The organism is Pseudomonas sp. JL2 (assembly GCF_031570495.1).
Classification (GTDB): Bacteria; Pseudomonadota; Gammaproteobacteria; order Pseudomonadales; family Pseudomonadaceae; genus Aquipseudomonas; species Aquipseudomonas rhizophila.
Genome location: NZ_JAKUDH010000016.1, coordinates 23,354 through 41,612 on the forward strand (window position 1 = coordinate 23,354; position 18,259 = coordinate 41,612).

At 61.8% G+C, this 18,259-nt stretch carries 19 protein-coding genes; 3 read left to right on the forward strand and 16 right to left on the reverse strand.

Features of this window, described 5'->3' with window-relative positions:
* Positions 1-81: 81 nt before the first annotated feature.
* The 13 genes from MKS85_RS19535 to MKS85_RS19595 form a co-directional block, all read right to left on the reverse strand.
* Positions 82-1,026, reverse strand: a complete 945-nt coding sequence (locus tag MKS85_RS19535; RefSeq protein ID WP_188251955.1) for an LD-carboxypeptidase — start codon at positions 1,024-1,026, stop codon at positions 82-84.
* Positions 1,027-1,921: 895 nt separating this feature from the next.
* Positions 1,922-2,944 (reverse strand): lipoyl synthase, encoded by a 1,023-nt coding sequence (gene lipA, locus MKS85_RS19540; RefSeq protein ID WP_047229497.1) that lies wholly within the window; start codon positions 2,942-2,944, stop codon positions 1,922-1,924.
* A 1-nt stretch (position 2,945) separates the two neighbouring features.
* Complete coding sequence (gene lipB / locus MKS85_RS19545) at positions 2,946-3,593, reverse strand: lipoyl(octanoyl) transferase LipB (RefSeq protein ID WP_107321818.1); 648 nt, start codon at positions 3,591-3,593, stop codon at positions 2,946-2,948.
* A complete protein-coding gene (locus MKS85_RS19550; RefSeq protein WP_047229495.1) occupies positions 3,593-3,868 on the reverse strand; it encodes a DUF493 domain-containing protein in 276 nt (91 codons plus the stop codon). The genes lipB and MKS85_RS19550 overlap by 1 nt, the downstream gene beginning before the upstream one ends.
* An 81-nt stretch (positions 3,869-3,949) precedes the next feature.
* On the reverse strand, positions 3,950-5,107 hold the full coding sequence (locus MKS85_RS19555; protein ID WP_107321817.1) for a D-alanyl-D-alanine carboxypeptidase family protein: 1,158 nt from the start codon (positions 5,105-5,107) through the stop codon (positions 3,950-3,952).
* Between the two features lie 171 nt (positions 5,108-5,278).
* Positions 5,279-6,304: a septal ring lytic transglycosylase RlpA family protein gene (locus tag MKS85_RS19560; RefSeq protein ID WP_107321816.1), complete on the reverse strand. Its 1,026-nt coding sequence runs from the start codon at positions 6,302-6,304 to the stop codon at positions 5,279-5,281.
* Positions 6,304-7,314, reverse strand: a complete 1,011-nt coding sequence (gene mltB, locus MKS85_RS19565; RefSeq protein WP_047229492.1) for a lytic murein transglycosylase B — start codon at positions 7,312-7,314, stop codon at positions 6,304-6,306. The genes MKS85_RS19560 and mltB overlap by 1 nt, the downstream gene beginning before the upstream one ends.
* 17 nt (positions 7,315-7,331) lie before the next feature.
* Positions 7,332-8,435, reverse strand: coding sequence for a rod shape-determining protein RodA (gene rodA / locus MKS85_RS19570; protein ID WP_047229517.1), 1,104 nt, complete (start codon positions 8,433-8,435; stop codon positions 7,332-7,334).
* A gap of 31 nt (positions 8,436-8,466) precedes the next feature.
* A complete protein-coding gene (mrdA, locus tag MKS85_RS19575) occupies positions 8,467-10,362 on the reverse strand; it encodes a penicillin-binding protein 2 (RefSeq protein WP_047229491.1) in 1,896 nt (631 codons plus the stop codon).
* Positions 10,363-10,372: 10 nt separating this feature from the next.
* The gene (gene rlmH / locus MKS85_RS19580; protein WP_047229490.1) at positions 10,373-10,840 is read right to left on the reverse strand and encodes a 23S rRNA (pseudouridine(1915)-N(3))-methyltransferase RlmH; all 468 of its coding nucleotides are present in this window, start codon (positions 10,838-10,840) and stop codon (positions 10,373-10,375) included.
* A gap of 9 nt (positions 10,841-10,849) precedes the next feature.
* On the reverse strand, positions 10,850-11,344 hold the full coding sequence (rsfS, locus tag MKS85_RS19585) for a ribosome silencing factor (RefSeq protein ID WP_014340379.1): 495 nt from the start codon (positions 11,342-11,344) through the stop codon (positions 10,850-10,852).
* A 73-nt stretch (positions 11,345-11,417) separates the two neighbouring features.
* A complete protein-coding gene (gene nadD, locus MKS85_RS19590; RefSeq protein WP_047229489.1) occupies positions 11,418-12,104 on the reverse strand; it encodes a nicotinate-nucleotide adenylyltransferase in 687 nt (228 codons plus the stop codon).
* A gap of 1 nt (position 12,105) precedes the next feature.
* Positions 12,106-13,377 (reverse strand): glutamate-5-semialdehyde dehydrogenase, encoded by a 1,272-nt coding sequence (locus tag MKS85_RS19595; protein ID WP_047229488.1) that lies wholly within the window; start codon positions 13,375-13,377, stop codon positions 12,106-12,108.
* Between the two features lie 186 nt (positions 13,378-13,563).
* Between MKS85_RS19595 and MKS85_RS19600 the strand changes: the two genes are divergently transcribed.
* Both MKS85_RS19600 and MKS85_RS19605 read left to right on the forward strand, forming a co-directional pair.
* Entirely contained in the window at positions 13,564-14,244 is a 681-nt protein-coding gene (locus MKS85_RS19600; RefSeq protein ID WP_047229487.1) for a DNA-3-methyladenine glycosylase, read from the forward strand.
* A 157-nt stretch (positions 14,245-14,401) separates the two neighbouring features.
* Positions 14,402-15,718: a bifunctional DedA family/phosphatase PAP2 family protein gene (locus tag MKS85_RS19605; RefSeq protein WP_188251953.1), complete on the forward strand. Its 1,317-nt coding sequence runs from the start codon at positions 14,402-14,404 to the stop codon at positions 15,716-15,718.
* A gap of 202 nt (positions 15,719-15,920) precedes the next feature.
* On the opposite strand, the gene MKS85_RS19610 is transcribed toward MKS85_RS19605, so the two are convergent.
* From MKS85_RS19610 to MKS85_RS19620, 3 genes are read right to left on the reverse strand one after another with little or no spacing between them, the layout of a single operon-like run.
* On the reverse strand, positions 15,921-16,511 hold the full coding sequence (locus MKS85_RS19610; RefSeq protein WP_047229485.1) for an LON peptidase substrate-binding domain-containing protein: 591 nt from the start codon (positions 16,509-16,511) through the stop codon (positions 15,921-15,923).
* Positions 16,512-16,521: 10 nt separating this feature from the next.
* A complete protein-coding gene (locus MKS85_RS19615) occupies positions 16,522-17,238 on the reverse strand; it encodes an LrgB family protein (RefSeq protein WP_047229484.1) in 717 nt (238 codons plus the stop codon).
* Positions 17,235-17,600, reverse strand: coding sequence for a CidA/LrgA family protein (locus tag MKS85_RS19620; protein WP_047229483.1), 366 nt, complete (start codon positions 17,598-17,600; stop codon positions 17,235-17,237). Before MKS85_RS19620 ends, MKS85_RS19615 begins: the two co-directional genes overlap by 4 nt.
* Positions 17,601-17,793: 193 nt before the next feature.
* On the opposite strand from MKS85_RS19620, the gene MKS85_RS19625 reads away from it, so the two are divergent.
* Positions 17,794-18,249 carry a MaoC family dehydratase gene (locus MKS85_RS19625; RefSeq protein ID WP_188251952.1) on the forward strand — a complete coding sequence of 152 codons (456 nt, stop codon included), beginning with the start codon at positions 17,794-17,796 and terminating at the stop codon, positions 18,247-18,249.
* The last annotated feature ends 10 nt before the right edge of the window (positions 18,250-18,259 follow it).

The following is an 18,259-nucleotide window of genomic DNA, read 5'->3' on the forward strand; positions in this document are numbered from 1 at the left end:
TGACCGCGTTCTTTCAGAGAAACGCGGGGCCAATGTGGGAGCGAGCTTGCTCGCGATGACTGACCATCAGGCAACAAAAATCTAACCCCTGACCACCACATCCTGCTCCAGCACCAACCTCTTCTCCCCCGCATCCAGCGTCACCAACGCGCCCATGGGCAACGTCAGGTTCGGATCGCAATGCCCACTGCGCCAACCGGACAACACCGGGATGCCAAACGGCTCGAAGGTCTGCTGGAACAGCTTGTTCAACGCCTCAAGGTCCACCCCGGCGACATCCCCCAGCAACACACCCCGCAGCTTTGCCAGCGTGCCAGCCAGTCGTAACTGGGTCAGCAGACGGTCGATGCGGTAAAGCGGCTCGTTGATGTCTTCCACCAACAGGATCACGCCTTCGGCGTCGATTTCGTAGGGCGTGCCCATGGTCGCGGCAATCATCGACAGATTGCCCCCCAGCAAACGCCCGCAGGCGATGCCGGGTGCGACGGTAGTCAATGGATAAGCTGCGGGATGGCTCAGCACACTGCCGGCCTTCAACTGCCCACGCAACAGGCTGAAAAAAGAAGTGACGGTGGAGGGTTCCTTGTCGCCGAGAAGATCGGCGTTTAGCAACGGGCCATGAAAGGTGACAAACCCTGCATAGCGGCTGATGGCCAGGTGCAAGGCGGTGATGTCGCTGTAGCCGACGAAGGGCTTGGCGTTGCGCCGCAACAGGTCGAAATCGATGCGATCCAGCAAACGCGGGGTGCCGTAGCCGCCGCGCAGGCAAATGATCGCTTTTACTTCTGGGTCGGCGAAGGCGGCATGCAGGTCGTTGAGGCGTACTTCGTCGCTGCCGGCCAGGTAGCCGTCCTTTTCGTACACACCTGGGAATATACGCAGCTCATGGCCCCGGGCGCGCATCCATTGGATGGCTTTGTCCGTTTCCAGGTTTGCTGGACCGGCGGGGGCGATCACGGCGATCAGGCCTTCGGTCGGGAGTGCTGGGACGGGGTGATGTGGATTTAGGGTGTGAGTGGGTTCCATGAGTCTCCCGGTTTTTAGGCATGCTTATGGGTGTATATCCGTTTTTTGCGTAACGGCGGCTGGCGGTTCCGCTCTTACAGCGGGTCACTTTTGGAAGAGCGCCAAAAGTAACCAAAAACGCTTTGCCCCACCACTCGGCACCTCGCTTAGGCTCGGTGTGCCCGAACGAAGGCATTGCTCCGTGGGCCCGCCGCGAAGGGCCATCCATGGCCCAGCGCGGCTATCCCGGCATCCATGCCGGGATGCCCACTGCGCAATACCTGCGTTCGGCCAGCGTGGTTTAACGGGGCGTCCAGATCAAGATCAAGATCCAAAGCAAAGCAAAGCAAGAGCTGGGCATGTCCAGCATCTATGTGGCTGAGCCACCGCTATCGCGAGCAAGCTCGCTCCCACACTTGATCTTCAGCAGCCACAACGCTCATATAACCCCCAGCCCCCCTGTGGGAGCGAGCCTGCTCGCGATGAGGCCAGCAAAGCCAGCATCCATGTATCTGAACCACCGCTTTCGCGAGCAAACCCGCTCCCACAGGGGAAACGCGATACCCCCAAACCAGGCCGGCTGTCAGGCCGCCTCGCGGTGGACGTTGATCTGGGGCGCCCCGTTAACCACGCTGGCTGAACGCAGGCATTGGTTCGTGGGTAACCCGGCATGGATGCCGGGTTACCCGCGCTGGGCCATGGATGGCCCTTCGCGGCGGGCCCACGAACCAATGCCGGAGTGAAGGCATGCCGAGCCTAGGCGAGGCACCGAGTGGTGGGGCAAGAGCGTTTTGGTTACTTTTGCCTGGGCCGGCTTCCGGATTTTCAAAAGTGACCCGCCGTAAGGGCGGAACCATAAGTAGCCGTTACCGCAGCAACGGATATACACACCGCCCCAAAAAACAACCCTAGAAAATCAAGACCCGAGCAACTCAGCCTTAACCAACTTCGCCTGCTCATCCGCATGATACGAAGACCGCACCAACGGCCCGGAAGCAACGTTCTTGAAGCCCATCTTGTACCCTTCCTCAGCAAACCAGGCAAAGGTATCCGGGTGCACAAAACGCTGCACCGGCAGGTGACTACGCGAAGGCTGCAGATACTGACCCAGGGTCAGCATGTCGATGTCATGCTCACGCATGCGCTTCATGACCTCGATGACTTCTTCGTCAGTTTCCCCCAGACCCAGCATCAAGCCGGATTTGGTCGGAATGTGCGGCATCATCTGCTTGAAGCGTTGCAGCAAGGTCAGCGACCACTGGTAGTCCGAACCCGGACGCGCTGCCTTGTACAGGCGCGGTACGGTTTCCAGGTTGTGGTTGAAGACATCCGGCGGCTCGGCGGCGGTGATTTGCAGTGCGATGTCCATGCGACCGCGATAGTCCGGCACCAACGTCTCAAGCTGCACGTTCGGTGACAGCTTGCGGATTTCGCGGATGCAATCGGCAAAGTGCTGGGCACCGCCGTCACGCAGATCGTCGCGGTCCACCGAGGTGATGACCACGTACTTGAGTTTGAGGTCGGCAATGGCGATGGCCAGGCTTTCGGGTTCGTTCACGTCCAATGGCTTCGGCCGACCATGGCCGACGTCACAGAACGGGCAGCGACGGGTGCAGATGTCGCCCATGATCATGAACGTAGCGGTGCCGCCGGAGAAGCATTCCCCCAGGTTCGGGCAGGACGCTTCTTCACAGACGCTGTGCAGTTTGTGTTTGCGCAGCAGCGCCTTGATGCGGTCGACTTCCGGCGAAACCGGGATGCGCACGCGGATCCAGTCGGGTTTCTTCGGCAGTTCGGTGGTTGGGATGATCTTGACCGGGATGCGTGCAACTTTCTCGGCGCCGCGCAGCTTTACGCCGGCCTCGACCTTGGCACGCGGGGCCGGACGCTCGGTAACATCCAGCGTCGGGATCATGGTTTGCACAGCATCAGTAGTCATATCAGTCGATTCCGCCCGTGAGGGTCGTCTGCTCAGCGTAGTCGAGGTGTTTGACGAGCTGCGCGCGCAGCCGGGCACTTACCTCGGCAAATTCAATCGATCCTGTGTGATCGCACAGCTGGGTCATCGCCAGCCCCGCATAGCCACAGGGATTAATCCGTCGAAACGGCTCCATGTCCATGTCCACGTTCAACGCCAGGCCATGAAACGAACAACCGTGGCGGATGCGCAAACCCAGAGAGGCAATTTTCGCCCCGTCGACGTAGACACCCGGAGCATCCGGCTTGGCCGCTGCTGTCACGCCGTAGCTGGCCAGCAGTTCGATCAGGCAGGTCTCCATGCGGGTGACCAGCTCGCGTACGCCGAACCCCAGCTTGCGTACGTCCAGCAACAGATAGGCCACCAATTGACCGGGGCCATGGTAGGTCACCTGGCCACCGCGGTCGGTCTTCACCACCGGGATATTCCCCGGCAGCAACAGGTGTTCGGCTTTGCCGGCCTGGCCCTGGGTGAACACCGGCGGGTGTTGCACCAGCCAGACTTCGTCACCGGCGGTGGTGCCGCGGTCGTTGGTGAAGCGTTGCATGGCATGCCAGACCGGCTCGTAAGCCATCTGGCCCAGCTCGCGAAAGCCCAGCGTGCCCGGCATCACAACACCATGTGCACGAACCCGGTCGCTCGCAACTCGCTGTTGATGTCGTACAGCTGTTCCTGACCGGTGGCAATGATGTGCAACTGAATCGTCGTGTACTTGCCGTTGGTACTCTGGCGTTCGGCCAGGGTCTTGTGATCAACGGTGGCGTGCTTTTCAAGAATCGCGATGATCTTGTCCTTGAATCCCACACCGGTGTCGCCAATTACCTTGATCGGATAATCCTCGCAAGGGAACTCGATCTTTGGCGCCTTTACTTCTGAGTCTGTCATGGCGTAACGGCCTCGTAAGCCGTGGTAACGCACATGGCCCCGCACCGGAAAGGAACGGGGCCATGCAGGTCAACACTTCAATCAGTTGAACAAGCCGTAGAAGAATAGACGGATGCTATCCCAGATGCGGCGGAAGATACCACCTTCCTCGACCGCGTCCAGAGCGATCAGGTCAGCGCTGTGCACCACTTTGTCGTCCAGCTTGACTTCCACCTTGCCGATCACGTCGCCCTTGGCGATTGGCGCGATCATTTGCGGATTCATGGTCATGGTCGCGACCAGCTTTTTGAGCTGGCCTTTTGGCAGGGTCATGGTCAGGTCCTGGGCCAGGCCGGCCTTCACCTGATTGGTGGTGCCTTTCCACACCTGGGCCTGGGCCAGTTCAGTGCCCTTCTGGTAGAAGGTCTGGGTTTCGAAGAAGCGGAAACCGTAGGTCAGAAGCTTCTGGGTTTCAGCGGCACGGGACACTTCGCTGTTGGTGCCGAAAACGACGGCGATCAGGCGCATGCCGTCACGAACGGCCGAAGACACCATGCAATAGCCGGCTTCTTCGGTGTGGCCGGTCTTCAGGCCATCGACGGTCTTGTCGCGCCACAACAGCAGGTTGCGGTTAGGCTGCTTGATGTTGTTCCAGAAGAATTCCTTCTGGGAGTAGATGGCGTAGTGCGCCGGGTCTTCGTGAATGATCGCTCGCGCCAGAATCGCCATGTCGTGAGCCGAAGAGTAGTGCTCCGGGTTCGGCAAGCCGGTCGGGTTCATGAAGTGGCTGTTGGTCAGACCCAGGTCGCTGGCAGTCTTGTTCATCATGTCGGCGAACGCATCTTCGCTGCCGGCGATGTGCTCGGCCAGGGCGACGCTGGCGTCGTTGCCGGACTGGATGATGATGCCGTGCAGCAGGTCGCTGACGGTCACTTGCGAACCGACCTTGATGAACATCCGCGAACCGCCGGTGCGCCAGGCATTTTCGCTGACGGTCACCGGATCGTTTTCACCGATCTGGCCACGACGGATTTCCAAGGTGGCGATGTAGGCGGTCATCAGTTTGGTCAGGCTGGCCGGTGGCAGGCGCTGGTCACCATTGTTCTCCACCAGCACCTCGCCGCTGCTGGCATCCATGAGCACAAAGGATTTGGCGGCCAGTTGAGGGGGCGCAGGCATCATCTCGACCGCGAACGCGGCAGGTGAGAGCAGCAGCGGGACTAGCAGGCAAAGGCGTTTGGCAAAGGTGGTGATGTTCATCCGTCTCTCGAAATCGCTAATGGAAACTGCCCGAAGGGCAATACTAAACAGGCCACCTTCTAACGGGTCGCCGCGTATTTAAGTTGCTCACTCACATCCCTTGCCGGGCTTTTGTTATTCGTAGAGCCAACAACCTGGCCCGCTCCAACCGCTAGCGGACCTTCAATCAAATCATTCCGCGCTGACCACGCTCGGCGAACCGAGATTGGCCAGGCGTACACTGTTCTGCACCTGCTGGACTTCATCCGGAGAACCGATCGGCCCCAGGCGCACCCGATGCAGCGTCTGCTGGTTGCGCACGATGGAGCTGATGAACACCGGCGCGCTGACCATCGAGCTGAGCTTGGATCTCAACAGTTCGGCAGCGTCCGGGTTGGCGAACGCGCCGACTTGCAGATACTGGCCAGACGCTGTTGCAGAAGCGTTTTTTTTTGCGTCGAGCGGCACGGGCACCACGGCGGCGGCATGTTGCTGCGGCGGCGGGGACCATTGCTCGACCGTACCGGTGGAAGCCGTCACGGTCGGCGCGGCATTTTGCGCCACTTTTGGCTCGTTGAGCATCAAAGGCGCCGGACGGCCTCGTTGGGCCCACCATTCCTGCGGATCGATGCCTTCGACCTTGACCCGCGCGGTGCCGGTTTCAGCGTAACCGAGTTTTTTCGCCGCCGCATACGACAGGTCGATGATGCGGTCGGAATAGAACGGCCCGCGGTCATTGACCCGCAGGATCACGGCCTTGTTGTTGTCCAGGTTGGTCACCCGCACATAACTGGGCAGCGGCAAGGTCTTGTGGGCCGCGCTCATGCCATACAGGTCATAAACCTCGCCATTGGCGGTGTTCTGGCCGTGGAACTTGGTGCCATACCAGGACGCCGTGCCCGAAGCGACGTAACGCTTGGATTCGGCCATCGGGAAATACGTCTTGCCCAGCACCGTGTACGGATTGGCCTTGTACGGGCCGGTGTGCAGGGTTGGCGTGGCGTCGGGAATGCGCGAAACATCCACGTCCCACCACGGCGCGCCGTCCTTGTGGGCCCGGTTGATGTCCAGGCCTGGCGTAGCGCGCACAGCAGTAGAGGTTTTCTGGGCCGGCGGGCGACTGGTGGAGCAACTGACGACCAGCAACGACAGTGCAGCCAGCGCTACCAGCTTCAGGGGTCCGGCTTTCAGGGGTTGATAGGTAGGCAATGCCTGCATTATTTGACGCCCCGTGCTTTGACCAGCTCTTCAGACAGCTGATGCACGGCCATGGCGTACATCACACTGCGGTTATAACGCGTAATCGCGTAGAAATTCTTCAGGCCCATCCAGTACTCAGGGCCTTGTTCGCCTTCCAGGCGAATCGCGGTGACTGGCATGTCGTCACGCAGCGCATCATGACTCGACCACCCCAGCGCCCGCAACTCCCCGACGGTCTTCGTCGGCTCGATGCCTGTGGTCAGGCCTTCGTCTACCTGGTCGCCACGCACGTCTGCACGGCTGACCACCGGCTCGCCAGGCTCCCAGCCGTGGCGCTTGAAGTAGCTGGCAACACTGCCGATAGCATCGGTCGGGTTGGTCCAGATATTGATGTGGCCATCGCCGTCGAAGTCCACCGCATAGGCGCGGAAACTGCTGGGCATGAACTGCGGCAAGCCCATGGCTCCGGCATAGGAGCCCTTGAGGGTCAACGGATCGACCTGTTCCTCACGAGCCAGCAGCAGGAACTCGCGCAGCTCCTTGCGGAAGAACTCGGCGCGCGGCGGATAATCGAAGCCCAGGGTCGACAGCGCATCGACCACCCGGAAATTCCCGGTATTACGACCAAAAAACGTCTCGACACCAATAATAGACACGATGACCTGAGCCGGCACGCCATACTCCTGCTCGGCGCGAGCCAGCACGGCCTCGTGCTGGCGCCAGAAGTCCACGCCCCGGGCGATGCGCGCCTCGGAGATGAACATCGGCCGATACTCGCTCCACTGCTTGACCCGCTCGGCGGGCCGGGAGATCGCGTCAAGAATCGACTGCTTGCGCTGGGCCTCGCGGAACACCCCCATCAGCTGTTCACCGGCAAAACCGTAGTCGCGGGTCATTTCACCGACGAATTCGGCCACTTGCGGCGAGCCTTCATATTCGCCGGCCAGGGCGTGCGACGCACCGCCCAGGAGGCCGAACAGGCCGACCCACGGCGCAAATCGCGTCGACCAGCCACGCATTGCTTGCATTGAACTCTTCACCTTATTCAAACCTGCGCGATCCACTTGCGATGGGTATGGATCGACATCAAAACCCCAAACGCTGACAGTAGCGTCACCAGCGAAGTTCCTCCGTAGCTAATGAATGGCAACGGCACCCCCACGACCGGCAACAGGCCACTGACCATACCGATATTGACGAAAACATAAACAAAAAACGTCATGGTCAGACTGCCCGCGAGCAATTTGCCGAACAATGTCTGGGCCTGGGCGGTAATCACCAGGCCACGGCCGATCAACAACAGGTAGATCAGCAGCAGCACGCAAATACCCACCAGACCGAACTCTTCGCCCAACACGGCGATGATGAAGTCGGTGTGGCTTTCCGGCAGAAAGTCCAGGTGCGACTGGGTACCCAGCAACCACCCTTTGCCGAACACACCGCCGGAGCCGATGGCGGCCTTGGACTGGATGATGTTCCAGCCGGTGCCCAGCGGATCGCTCTCCGGGTCGAGGAACGTCAGGACCCGCTGCTTCTGGTAGTCGTGCATCACGAAGTACCACATGGCCACGGACACCGGCACGGCGGCAGCGATCACGCTGAGGATCCAGCGCCAGCGCAACCCGCCCATGAACAGCACGAAGGCGCCGCCGGCCAGGATCAGCAACGAGGTGCCGAGATCGGGCTGGCGCACGATCAGGATAAACGGGACCCCAATCAGCAGCAGGCTGATGCCCACATGCTTGAGCTGTGGCGGCAAGGTGCGCTTGGACAGATACCAGGCGATGGTCGCCGGCATGATGATTTTCAGGAACTCGGAAGGCTGGAAGCGGATCACCCCGGGGATGTTGATCCAGCGTGTCGCCCCCATGGCGTTGTGGCCCATGATGTCCACGATCACCAACAAGACCACGCCGCCCACATAGGCCAGTGGCACCCAGCGCGCCATGAACCGAGGCTCCAGTTGGGCGATAAAGATCATCGATACCAGGCCGATGCCGAATGAAGTGGCCTGCTTGGCCAGCAGGTCCCAATTCTTGCCGCTGGCCGAATACAGCACGAACAGGCTGCCGGCGGCCAGTGTCAGCAACAGGATCAACAACGGACCGTCGATGTGCATGCGCTGCAACAGAGTGGCGCGACGACGCATCACATCTTCGCTGGAGAGGATCCGGTCGAAATTATTCTTCACGGGCCGTAGCCTCCGCAGTGATGGGGCTTGCGTATTCGGGCTTGAGCTGGCCGTGTTCATCCAGCAGCCAGGCGTCCATGATCTGGCGCACCACCGGCGCGGCAACGCCGGAGCCGGACTCGCCGTTCTCGACCATGACCGACACGACGATCTTCGGGTTTTCGGCCGGTGCGAAACCAACGAACAAGGCGTGGTCGCGGTGGCGCTCCTGAACCTTGGAACGGTCGTACTTTTCGCCCTGCTTGATCGCGACCACCTGGGCCGTACCACTCTTGCCGGCAATCCGGTATTGCGCGCCGATGGCAGCCTTGCGCGCGGTGCCCCGGGCGCCGTGCATCACCTGCTGCATGCCGATATTGACCTTCTGCCAGTCCGACGGATTACGCAGGATGATGTCCGGCACCGGGTTGGGGTCCACGGGCTTCTGGCCTTCGATGGTCTTGGCCAGATGCGGGCGATACCACTTGCCTTTGCTCGCCACCAGGGCTGTGGCCTGGGCCAGTTGCAGCGGCGTCGCCTGCATGTAGCCCTGGCCGATCCCCAGGATCAACGTCTCACCCGGGAACCACGGCTGGCGGCGGGTCGCCCGCTTCCACTCGCGGGATGGCATCAGGCCCGGCGACTCTTCGAACATGTCCAGGGACACTTTCTGACCGAGACCGAACTTGCCCATGTAGGACGCCAGCCGGTCGATCCCCAGCTTGTGGGCCAGGTCATAGAAGTAGGTGTCGTTGGACCGCATGATCGCCGTTTCCAGATCCACGTACCCGTCGCCGGAGCGATTCCAGTTGCGGTACTTGTGGTCGTAGTTCGGCAGTTGGTAATAACCGGGGTCGTAGACCCGGCTGGAAGCGGTGATCACACCCGCGTCCAGCCCGGCAATGGCCACCGCCGGCTTGATGGTCGAACCCGGCGGATAGAGGCCGCGCAGCACGCGATTGAACAGTGGCCGATCGATGGAATCGCGCAACTCGGCATAGGCCTTGAAACTGATGCCAGTGACGAACAGGTTCGGGTCGAAACTCGGCTGGCTGACCATCGCCAGGACCTCGCCGGTGTTCGGGTCCAGCGCCACGACAGCGCCGCGCCGGCCGCCCAACGCCGCTTCGGCGGCTTCCTGCAATTTGATGTCCAGGCTCAGGACGATGTCCTTGCCGGGGATCGGGTCGGTGCGCTTGAGCACCCGCAACACGCGGCCACGGGCATTGGTCTCGACTTCCTCGTAGCCTACCTGGCCGTGCAGTTCGGCCTCGTAGAAGCGCTCGATGCCGGTCTTGCCGATGTGGTGGGTACCGCTGTAATTGACCGGGTCGAGGTTCTTGAGCTCTTTTTCGTTGATCCGCCCCATGTAACCCACCGAATGGGCGAAGTGCGCGCCTTGGGGGTAGTGACGCACCAACTGCGCCACCACTTCAACGCCCGGCAGGCGGAACTGGTTCACAGCGATCAGGGCGATCTGCTCTTCGGTCAGCTCGAACAGGATCGGCACCGGCTCGAACGGGCGCCGGCCCTGGCGCATGCGCTTCTCGAAAATCGCCCGATCCTCGGGGGTCAGCTGCAGCACTTCGACGATCACGTCGAGCACCTTCTGCCAATCCCCGGAACGCTCACGGGTCATGCTCAGGCTGAAGCTGGGCCGGTTATCGGCCACCACCACGCCGTTGCGGTCGAAAATCAACCCGCGAGTCGGCGGAATCGGCTGCACATGCACGCGATTGTTTTCCGACAGGGTCGAGTGGTACTCGTACTGAATCACCTGGAGGAAATACAGGCGCGCGATCAGCACACCAATCAGCGCCACGACCGCAATTGCACCGAACACGACGCGACCACGCACCAGGCGGGCGTCTTTTTCGTGGTCCTTGATGCGGATCGGCTGAGGCATGAGGGCAGGATTACTTGTGGTAAGGGTGCCCGGACAGGACTGTCCAGGCACGATACAACTGTTCGCCGATCAGAATCCGCACCAGCGGGTGCGGCAACGTCAAAGGCGACAACGACCAGCGTTGATCGGCCCGGGCACAGACTTCCGGTGCCAACCCTTCCGGGCCACCCACCATGAAGTTGACCGTGCGCGCGTCCAGCCGCCAGCGATCGAGCTCGACCGCCAGTTGCTCGGTGCTCCAGGGCTTGCCGTGCACTTCGAGCGTGACGATCCGCTCGTTCGGCCCGACCTTGGCCAACATGGCTTCGCCTTCCTGACGGATAAAGCGCGCCACATCGGCGTTCTTGCCGCGGGTGTTGAGCGGAATTTCCACCAGTTCCAGGGCCAGCTCGGAAGGAAGACGCTTGGCATATTCATGCCAGCCTTCTTCCACCCACTTGGGCATGCGGGAACCGACGGCGATCAGGCGCAGTCGCACAGCGATCCCTTATTGCTGGTCTTTGTTGAGCTTGGTGAAATGCTCATGGGTATTTTCCGGGCTGTGGTGCGCGGCGCTGGCCGAACGGCTTTGCTCGGCACCGGCCCACAGGCGCTCCAGGTCATAGAACTGGCGCGCCGAGGCGGTCATCATGTGCACGATGACGTCGTCCATATCCAGCAACACCCAGTCGCTGTCGCCCTTGCCTTCTTCACCCAGTGGCTTGACGCCCTGGGCCTTGACCGCTTCGCGAACCTTATCCAGCATCGCGCCGATCTGGCGGTTGGAGGTACCGGTGGCGATGATCATGTAGTCCGTGATGCTCTGCTTCTCGCGAACGTCGATCACCTGGATGTCCTGGGCCTTGACATCTTCCAGGGCCGCCACGGCAACCTTGACCAGCTCTTCGCCGGCCAGTACCACGCCAGTATGAGCTTCTACGGGAAGCGGGGCGCTCTTGAATGTGCCCTTGCGCTTTACTTTGTTTACGTCTTTGTCAGTCATATAAAACTCGTTTTGCTCGTATGTTCGGGCGCTTCGCTACACGCATTCACGTGCCTTGAAGCGCGCCCTTTTTTCAGTTCGACGCACGGTACAGCCCGTGCGCATCGATGTAGGCCAGGACCGCGTCGGGCACCAGGAAACGTACCGACTTACCGCTGGCCAGCAGTTGACGGATCTGGGTGGCGGATACCGCGAGCGGCGTCTGCCAGACGAATGCAATCTGTCCGCTCGGCCCTTTCAGGGCCAGCGGGTCGCTCACCGAACGTGCCGCCAGCAGGTTGCGCAAGGCATCCGGCGGCTCGCTGTCGGCATCCGGGCGTTGCAACACCAGGATGTGGCAATGCTGGAGCAACTCTTCCCAGCGATGCCAAGTGGGCAGGCCGCAAAATGCGTCCCAGCCCAAAAGCAGAAAAACCTGGGCATCGGCGGCCAGTTCGGCGCGCATCAGCTCCAGGGTATCAATGGTGTAGGACGGTTTGTCCCGCAGCAATTCGCGGGCGTCCACCACCAACGGCGCCACACCGGCCACCGCGCACTCGACCATCGCCAGACGGTCCTGGGCCGATACCTGCGGCGTATCCCGGTGAGGCGGCCTGGCGCTGGGCGTCAGGCGTAGCTCATCGAGGGCCAGGGCATCGGCGACTTCCAGCGCACCGCGCAAATGGCCGATGTGCACTGGGTCGAACGTGCCGCCCAGGATACCGATGCGCTGGGGCGCAGTTGTCGTCGTCACTGCGGCTGACGGGTCAAGGTCGCCCAAGTCAGACCGGCTCCTGTCCGCGCAACTGGCCGTCACCGACCACGATGTACTTCTCGCAGGTCAAGCCTTCGAGGCCCACCGGGCCACGGGCGTGCAGCTTATCAGTAGAAATGCCGATCTCGGCACCCAATCCGTATTCGAAGCCGTCGGCGAAACAGGTCGGGGTGTTGATCATCACCGACGCCGAGTCCACTTCGGCCACGAAACGCCGGGTTTCACCCTGGTGTTCGCTGACGATGGAGTCGGTGTGGTGGGAACCATGGCGATTGATGTGCTCGATGGCCTGGTCCAGCCCGTCGACCACGCGGATCGACAGGATCGGCGCCAGGTACTCGGTGTTCCAGTCTTCTTCGGTGGCCTCGGCCGCCTCAATGATTGCCCGGGTGCGTTGGCAACCGCGCAGCTCGACGCCTTTTTCGCGGAACTGGGCGGCCATCGCCGGCAGGAAGTCCTGGGCAACGGCCTGGTCCACCAGCAGGGTTTCCATCGCGCCGCAGATACCATAGCGGTAAGTCTTGGCGTTGAAGGCAATGCGCTGGGCTTTGGGCAACTCGGCGTGGGCACTGACGTAAACGTGGCAGATGCCGTCCAGGTGCTTGATCACCGGCACGCGGGCGTCGCGGCTGACCCGTTCGATCAGGCCCTTGCCGCCACGGGGCACGATGACGTCGACGAACTCGGGCATGGTGATCAGTGCGCCGACCGCGGCGCGGTCGGTGGTTTCCACCACTTGCACCACGGCCGCCGGCAGATCGGCTTCGGCCAGACCGCGCTGGATGCAGGCGGCAATCGCGCGGTTGGAATGAATGGCCTCGGAACCACCGCGCAGGATGGTCGCGTTACCCGACTTCAGGCACAGGCTCGCAGCATCGATGGTCACGTTCGGCCGCGACTCGTAGATGATGCCGACCACGCCCAGGGGCACGCGCATCTTGCCGACCTGGATACCCGACGGCCGATAGCTCATGTCCCGGATGGCCCCGACCGGGTCCGGCAGCGCCGCGACCTGGCGCAGACCGACGATCATGCCGTCGATGCGTGCCGGGGTCAGCGCCAGGCGTTCGAGCATGGCCGGCTCGAGGCCGTTGGCCCGGCCGGCGGCCAGGTCCAGCTCATTGGCGGCGGACAACTCGGCGCGAGCGGCGTCCAGCGCATTGGCGGCGGCCAGCAGGGCGCGGTTTTTCTGCGCGGTGCTGGCACGGCCGATGATGCGCGACGCCTGGCGAGCGGCGCGACCCAGGCGGGTCATGTAGTCAAGAACGGACTCAGTCATGGTCTGTGTGGTCTTGGCAAAGGGGAAAGCGGCAGATTATAGCTGTCGTAACCCTCGACTAACAGCGTGGACTCACAGTGGTGACCGGCGGAAGAGCAAAACCTGCGCAAATAGTCGCTGTTCAGCGCCGATTAAGCTTTCCATTGCTATCATCGCGCTTCCTTTGGCCTCACTTCGTCTCACGCCATGACCGATTCACCCCCACTGCCAAACGCCCTGCCCGACGGTTTTTTTGATCGCGATGCCCAGGTGCTCGCCCGGGACCTGCTGGGCAAAGTCATTCGCCACAAGGTCGGTGACCTGTGGCTCAGCGCGCGGATCATCGAAACCGAAGCCTATTACTTCGCTGAAAAGGGCAGCCACGCTTCGCTGGGCTACACGGAAAAACGTAAGGCTTTGTTTCTGGATGGCGGCCACATCTATATGTATTACGCCCGGGGTGGCGATTCGCTGAATTTCAGCGCCCATGGCCCCGGCAATGCGGTGCTGATCAAATCGGCATACCCGTGGGTCGATACTGTTTCCGGCCCGGCGAGCCTGGCGCAGATGCTGCTCAACAACCCCGACGCCCAAGGCCGCCCGCGCCCCTCGCAAAAGCTTTGCGCCGGCCAGACGTTGTTGTGCAAGGCCCTGGGGCTGAAAGTGCCGCAGTGGGATGCCAAACGCTTCGACCCGGAACGCTTGCTGGTGGAAGACGTGGGCGTGCCGACAGTCAACGTGATCCAGACTACCCGCCTGGGCATCCCACTGGGACGGGATGAACACCTGCTCTACCGCTTCGTCGACGCGGCCTACGCACCCTGGTGCACGCGGAACCCGCTGCGTCGCGGACAGGTCGAAGGGCGGGATTATTTTTTGCTTTCCTGAACGCCACACTGCCCAACCCTGTGGGAGCGAGCCTGCTCGCGATGGCGCCAGGTCAGTCGAATCAGAGGTTGGCTGATACACCGCTATCGCGAGCAGGCTCGCTCCCACAGTAAAAAATGCATGCCGCTTAATGCTCAATGGAAATGGAGTTGTTTTTATGGGCCCATGGCTCGATAGCATCACTGGCTGGCTGACCGCCAACCCGCAATGGCTGGCGGCGGCGGTGTTTATCGTTGCCTGTGTAGAGTGCCTGGCCATCGCTGGGTTGCTCGTGCCGGGTACGGTGCTGTTGTTTGCGGTCGCGGTCCTGGCCGGCAGCGGCGCGTTGTCCCTGGGCGAGACTTTGCTGCTGGGCCTGCTGGGCGGTTTGCTGGGGGACTTGGTGTCGTATTTCCTGGGCAGGCATTTTCACCAGAACATCCGGCGCCTGCCGGGGCTGCGGCATCACCCCGAATGGATGAGCGCGGCGGAAAGCTATTTCCAGCGCTACGGCATCGCCAGCCTGCTGGTGGGACGCTTCATTGGCCCGCTGCGACCCATGTTGCCGATGGTGGCCGGGATGTTCGACATGCCCTTCCCACGCTTCGCCGCCGTCAGTCTGCTGGCCGCCGCCGGCTGGAGCGTGGCGTACCTGCTGCCCGGCTGGGCCACTGGCGCAGCGATCCGCCTGCCGTTGCCCGAGGGTTTCTGGCCACAGGCCGGTGTCGTGATTGGCAGCATCGCGGCGATGATCGCATTGAGCGTCAACAGCAGCCTGCGGCGCCATCGACATGCCTCAGCGCTGATCGCAGGTCTGGGCCTGGTGATCCTGATCGGGCTGTTCATCGGCTTTCGCTACCTCACAGCTTTCGATCAGGGGCTGGTGGCTCTGGTCCAGGAACATCGCAGCCCGACAATGGACGAAATCGCCGTGACCTTCACGCTGATCGGCGAATTCCACTACATGCTGATTTTCAGCGCCCTGCTGACCGGGTTGCTATTGCTGGCGCGCCAATGGCGCCAGGCAATCTTTGCCGGGGCCACGATGCTGTTCACCGCATTGGCCAATACCGGCACCAAGCACTTTTTCGCCCGTGTACGCCCGGAAGTCCTGAGCGAGCCGCTGACCAGCTACAGCATGCCCAGCGGTCATGCCTCCGGCGCCTTTGCCCTGTTCCTGGCGCTGGCCATCCTGGCCGGTCGCGGACAACCGCCACGCCTGCGCCTGACCTGGCTGTTGCTGGGCTGTTTGCCGGCGTTGGCCATTGCCCTGTCGCGGGTGTACCTGGGCGCCCATTGGCCGAGCGACATCGTCGCCGGCGCCATGCTCGCTGCCTGTGTCTGCGCAGCGATGCTCTGGCTGAGCCAGCGCCAGACCCCGCTGCCGGCCATGCCGCCGAAAATCTGGTGGTTGATTCTGCCGGCGATGGTGGCGGCATTCAGCTTCTTCGCACTGCGCCACCTGCCCAATGGGATGCTGCGGTATGCCTATTGAGGCCGGCAGCCAGCTATCGCGAGCAGGCTCGCTCCCACAGGGAATCGGCCGTGAAACGCCCCCTTGTGGTCACTGAGATCAACTGTGGGAGCGAGCCTGCTCGCGATGACGTCGGTACATTCAGCATTGATGCAAACTGAGCCACCGTTATCGCGAGCAAGCTCGCTCCCACAAGAGATCAGCCTGGTCAGTGATGAGCGCCTCAGGCGAACAGTTCGCCCTGCAACTCATCAAGCAACGCCTGGATTGCATCCAGCCGCTGCTGAGGATCATCGAGTTGCAGCAGGTCGAGCTTGTCCAGTTCATTGAAGGGCAGCAGGTAGGCCAGTTGATTGGCGAGCGACTGCTGGCCGGTGGCTTCGGTGCCCATGTTCAGGGCCTCGACCATCGGGTGTTCGGCCAGGGCCTTGAGCAGCGCCACCAGATCGGCATCCTCATCCTGCAGCGGCTGCTCCGGCTCATCCTCCAGCCACTCGACTTCAGCGACGGTCAGTTGATCGGCCTGGACACTGCTGCTGTGCACGATAAAACGTCGTCCACCCTGCACGCGAATGCCCAGCAGCCCGTTGTCTTGCTGGGAGAAATCGGTGATTCGCGCTTCACAGCCCACCCGCGCAAAGCCGTCGGGGGCGATACCGACTTCCTCGCCATCGAGGATGCACACCACCCCGAACCCCTCGCCCATTTTCATGCAGCGACCGATCATATCGAGGTAACGCGCCTCGAAAATCTGCAAATCGAGGATGCAACCGGGGAACAGTACCGTGTTCAACGGGAAAAGCGGCAAGCTCATAAGCAGTTCCTTAAACCGTCATCGACACCACCAACGGCAGCAACACCGCCGTGGCCACGCCCATCAGACTCATCGCCAGCGCCGCAAAGGCGCCGGACTCTTCGCTTTCCTGCAACGCCACGGACGTGCCGACCGCGTGTGCCGTCAGGCCCAGGGCCATGCCACGGGCTTCAGGGCTATGGACCCCAAGCCTGGTCAGAATGCTCGGGCCCAGAATCGCCCCGAGCACCCCGGTGATCAACACAAACACCGCCGCCATGGCCGCTACACCGCCGATCTGCTCGGCCACCAGCATGGCGATCGGTGAAGTCACCGACTTGGGAGCCATGGTCATCAGGATCATGTGTTCGGCGCCAAAAGCCCAGCCCAACACCACCGCAGAGCCCGTGGCGAACACCCCGCCTATCACCAGCGTAGTAAAAATCGGCCAGAACAATTGCCGGATCCGTCGCAGGTTCAGGTACAAGGGCACCGCCAGCGCGACGGTGGCCGGCCCCAGCAGAATGCTGAGAATTTCCGTGCTCTCACGGTACTCGGCGTAGCTGATGCCGCAGCCGACCAGCACACCGATCAGCAGCAACATCGACATCAGCACCGGCTGCAGGAACACCCAACGGGTCTTTTCGAACGCCGCCAGCACCAGTTGATAGGCGCCCAGGGTGATGCCGATACCAAACAGCGGATGATGGATCACCGAACTCCAGGCGCCCTGCCAATCAAGCATCATTGCCCATCCTCCGACTCGGGGGCGTGACGCCGGGCCAGGCGTTGCATCAGCACACCGGTAAACGCCATGGACAGGATCAACGACAGCACCAACGCACCGACAATGGCCCAGAAATCGGCAGCGATGGCCCGGGCGTACACCATCACCCCCACCGCCGGCGGCACCAGCAGCAACGGCAAGTAGCGCAACAGGCTGCCGGCCGCCAGGTTCAATGGCTCGCCGACTTCACCACGGATGACCAGATAGCCCAGCAGCAACAGCAGGCCAATGATCGGCCCCGGCAGCACCGGCAGGAACAAATGATTGATGGCGGTGCCCAGCAATTGGAACAGCACCAGCCAGGTCAGGCCCCGTAGCAACATCCTTCATCCTCCCCAGCAACACGTACGCAAACAATGCGCGCGCATTATAAGCACGCCCGCGCTATGGGTCGGCATTCGTAAAAAGCATGGTCGATGACCTGCCCTGCCCGTCATGTTGATCTACAGTGGTTCTCCGGGGACGCCGATCCCCGTTCCAAAAAAGACAAAACCGATGAACCCAAGGAGAGTCTCAATGCCCTACGTTCCCGTTGCAGCGCTCAAAGATTATGTCGGCAAGGAACTTGGACGTTCCGAATGGCTTACCATCGATCAGGATCGCATTAACCTGTTCGCCGAAGCCACTGGCGACTTTCAGTTCATCCACGTCGATCCGGCCAAGGCCGCGCAGACACCGTTCGGCAGCACCATCGCCCACGGCTTCCTATCGCTGTCGCTGATGCCCAAGCTCATGGAAGACATCCTGATCCTGCCCGAAGGCGTGAAGATGGTCGTCAACTACGGGTTGGACAGCGTGCGCTTCATTCAGCCCGTGAAAGTCGACTCCAAGGTCCGCCTCAAGGTCGACCTGGTGGACGTGACCGAGAAGAAACCCGGCCAATGGCTGCTCAAGGCCACCGCTACCCTGGAAATCGAAGGTTCGGACAAACCGGCCTACATCGCTGAGCCGCTGTCGCTCTGCTTCGTGTAGCCCCTCGCGG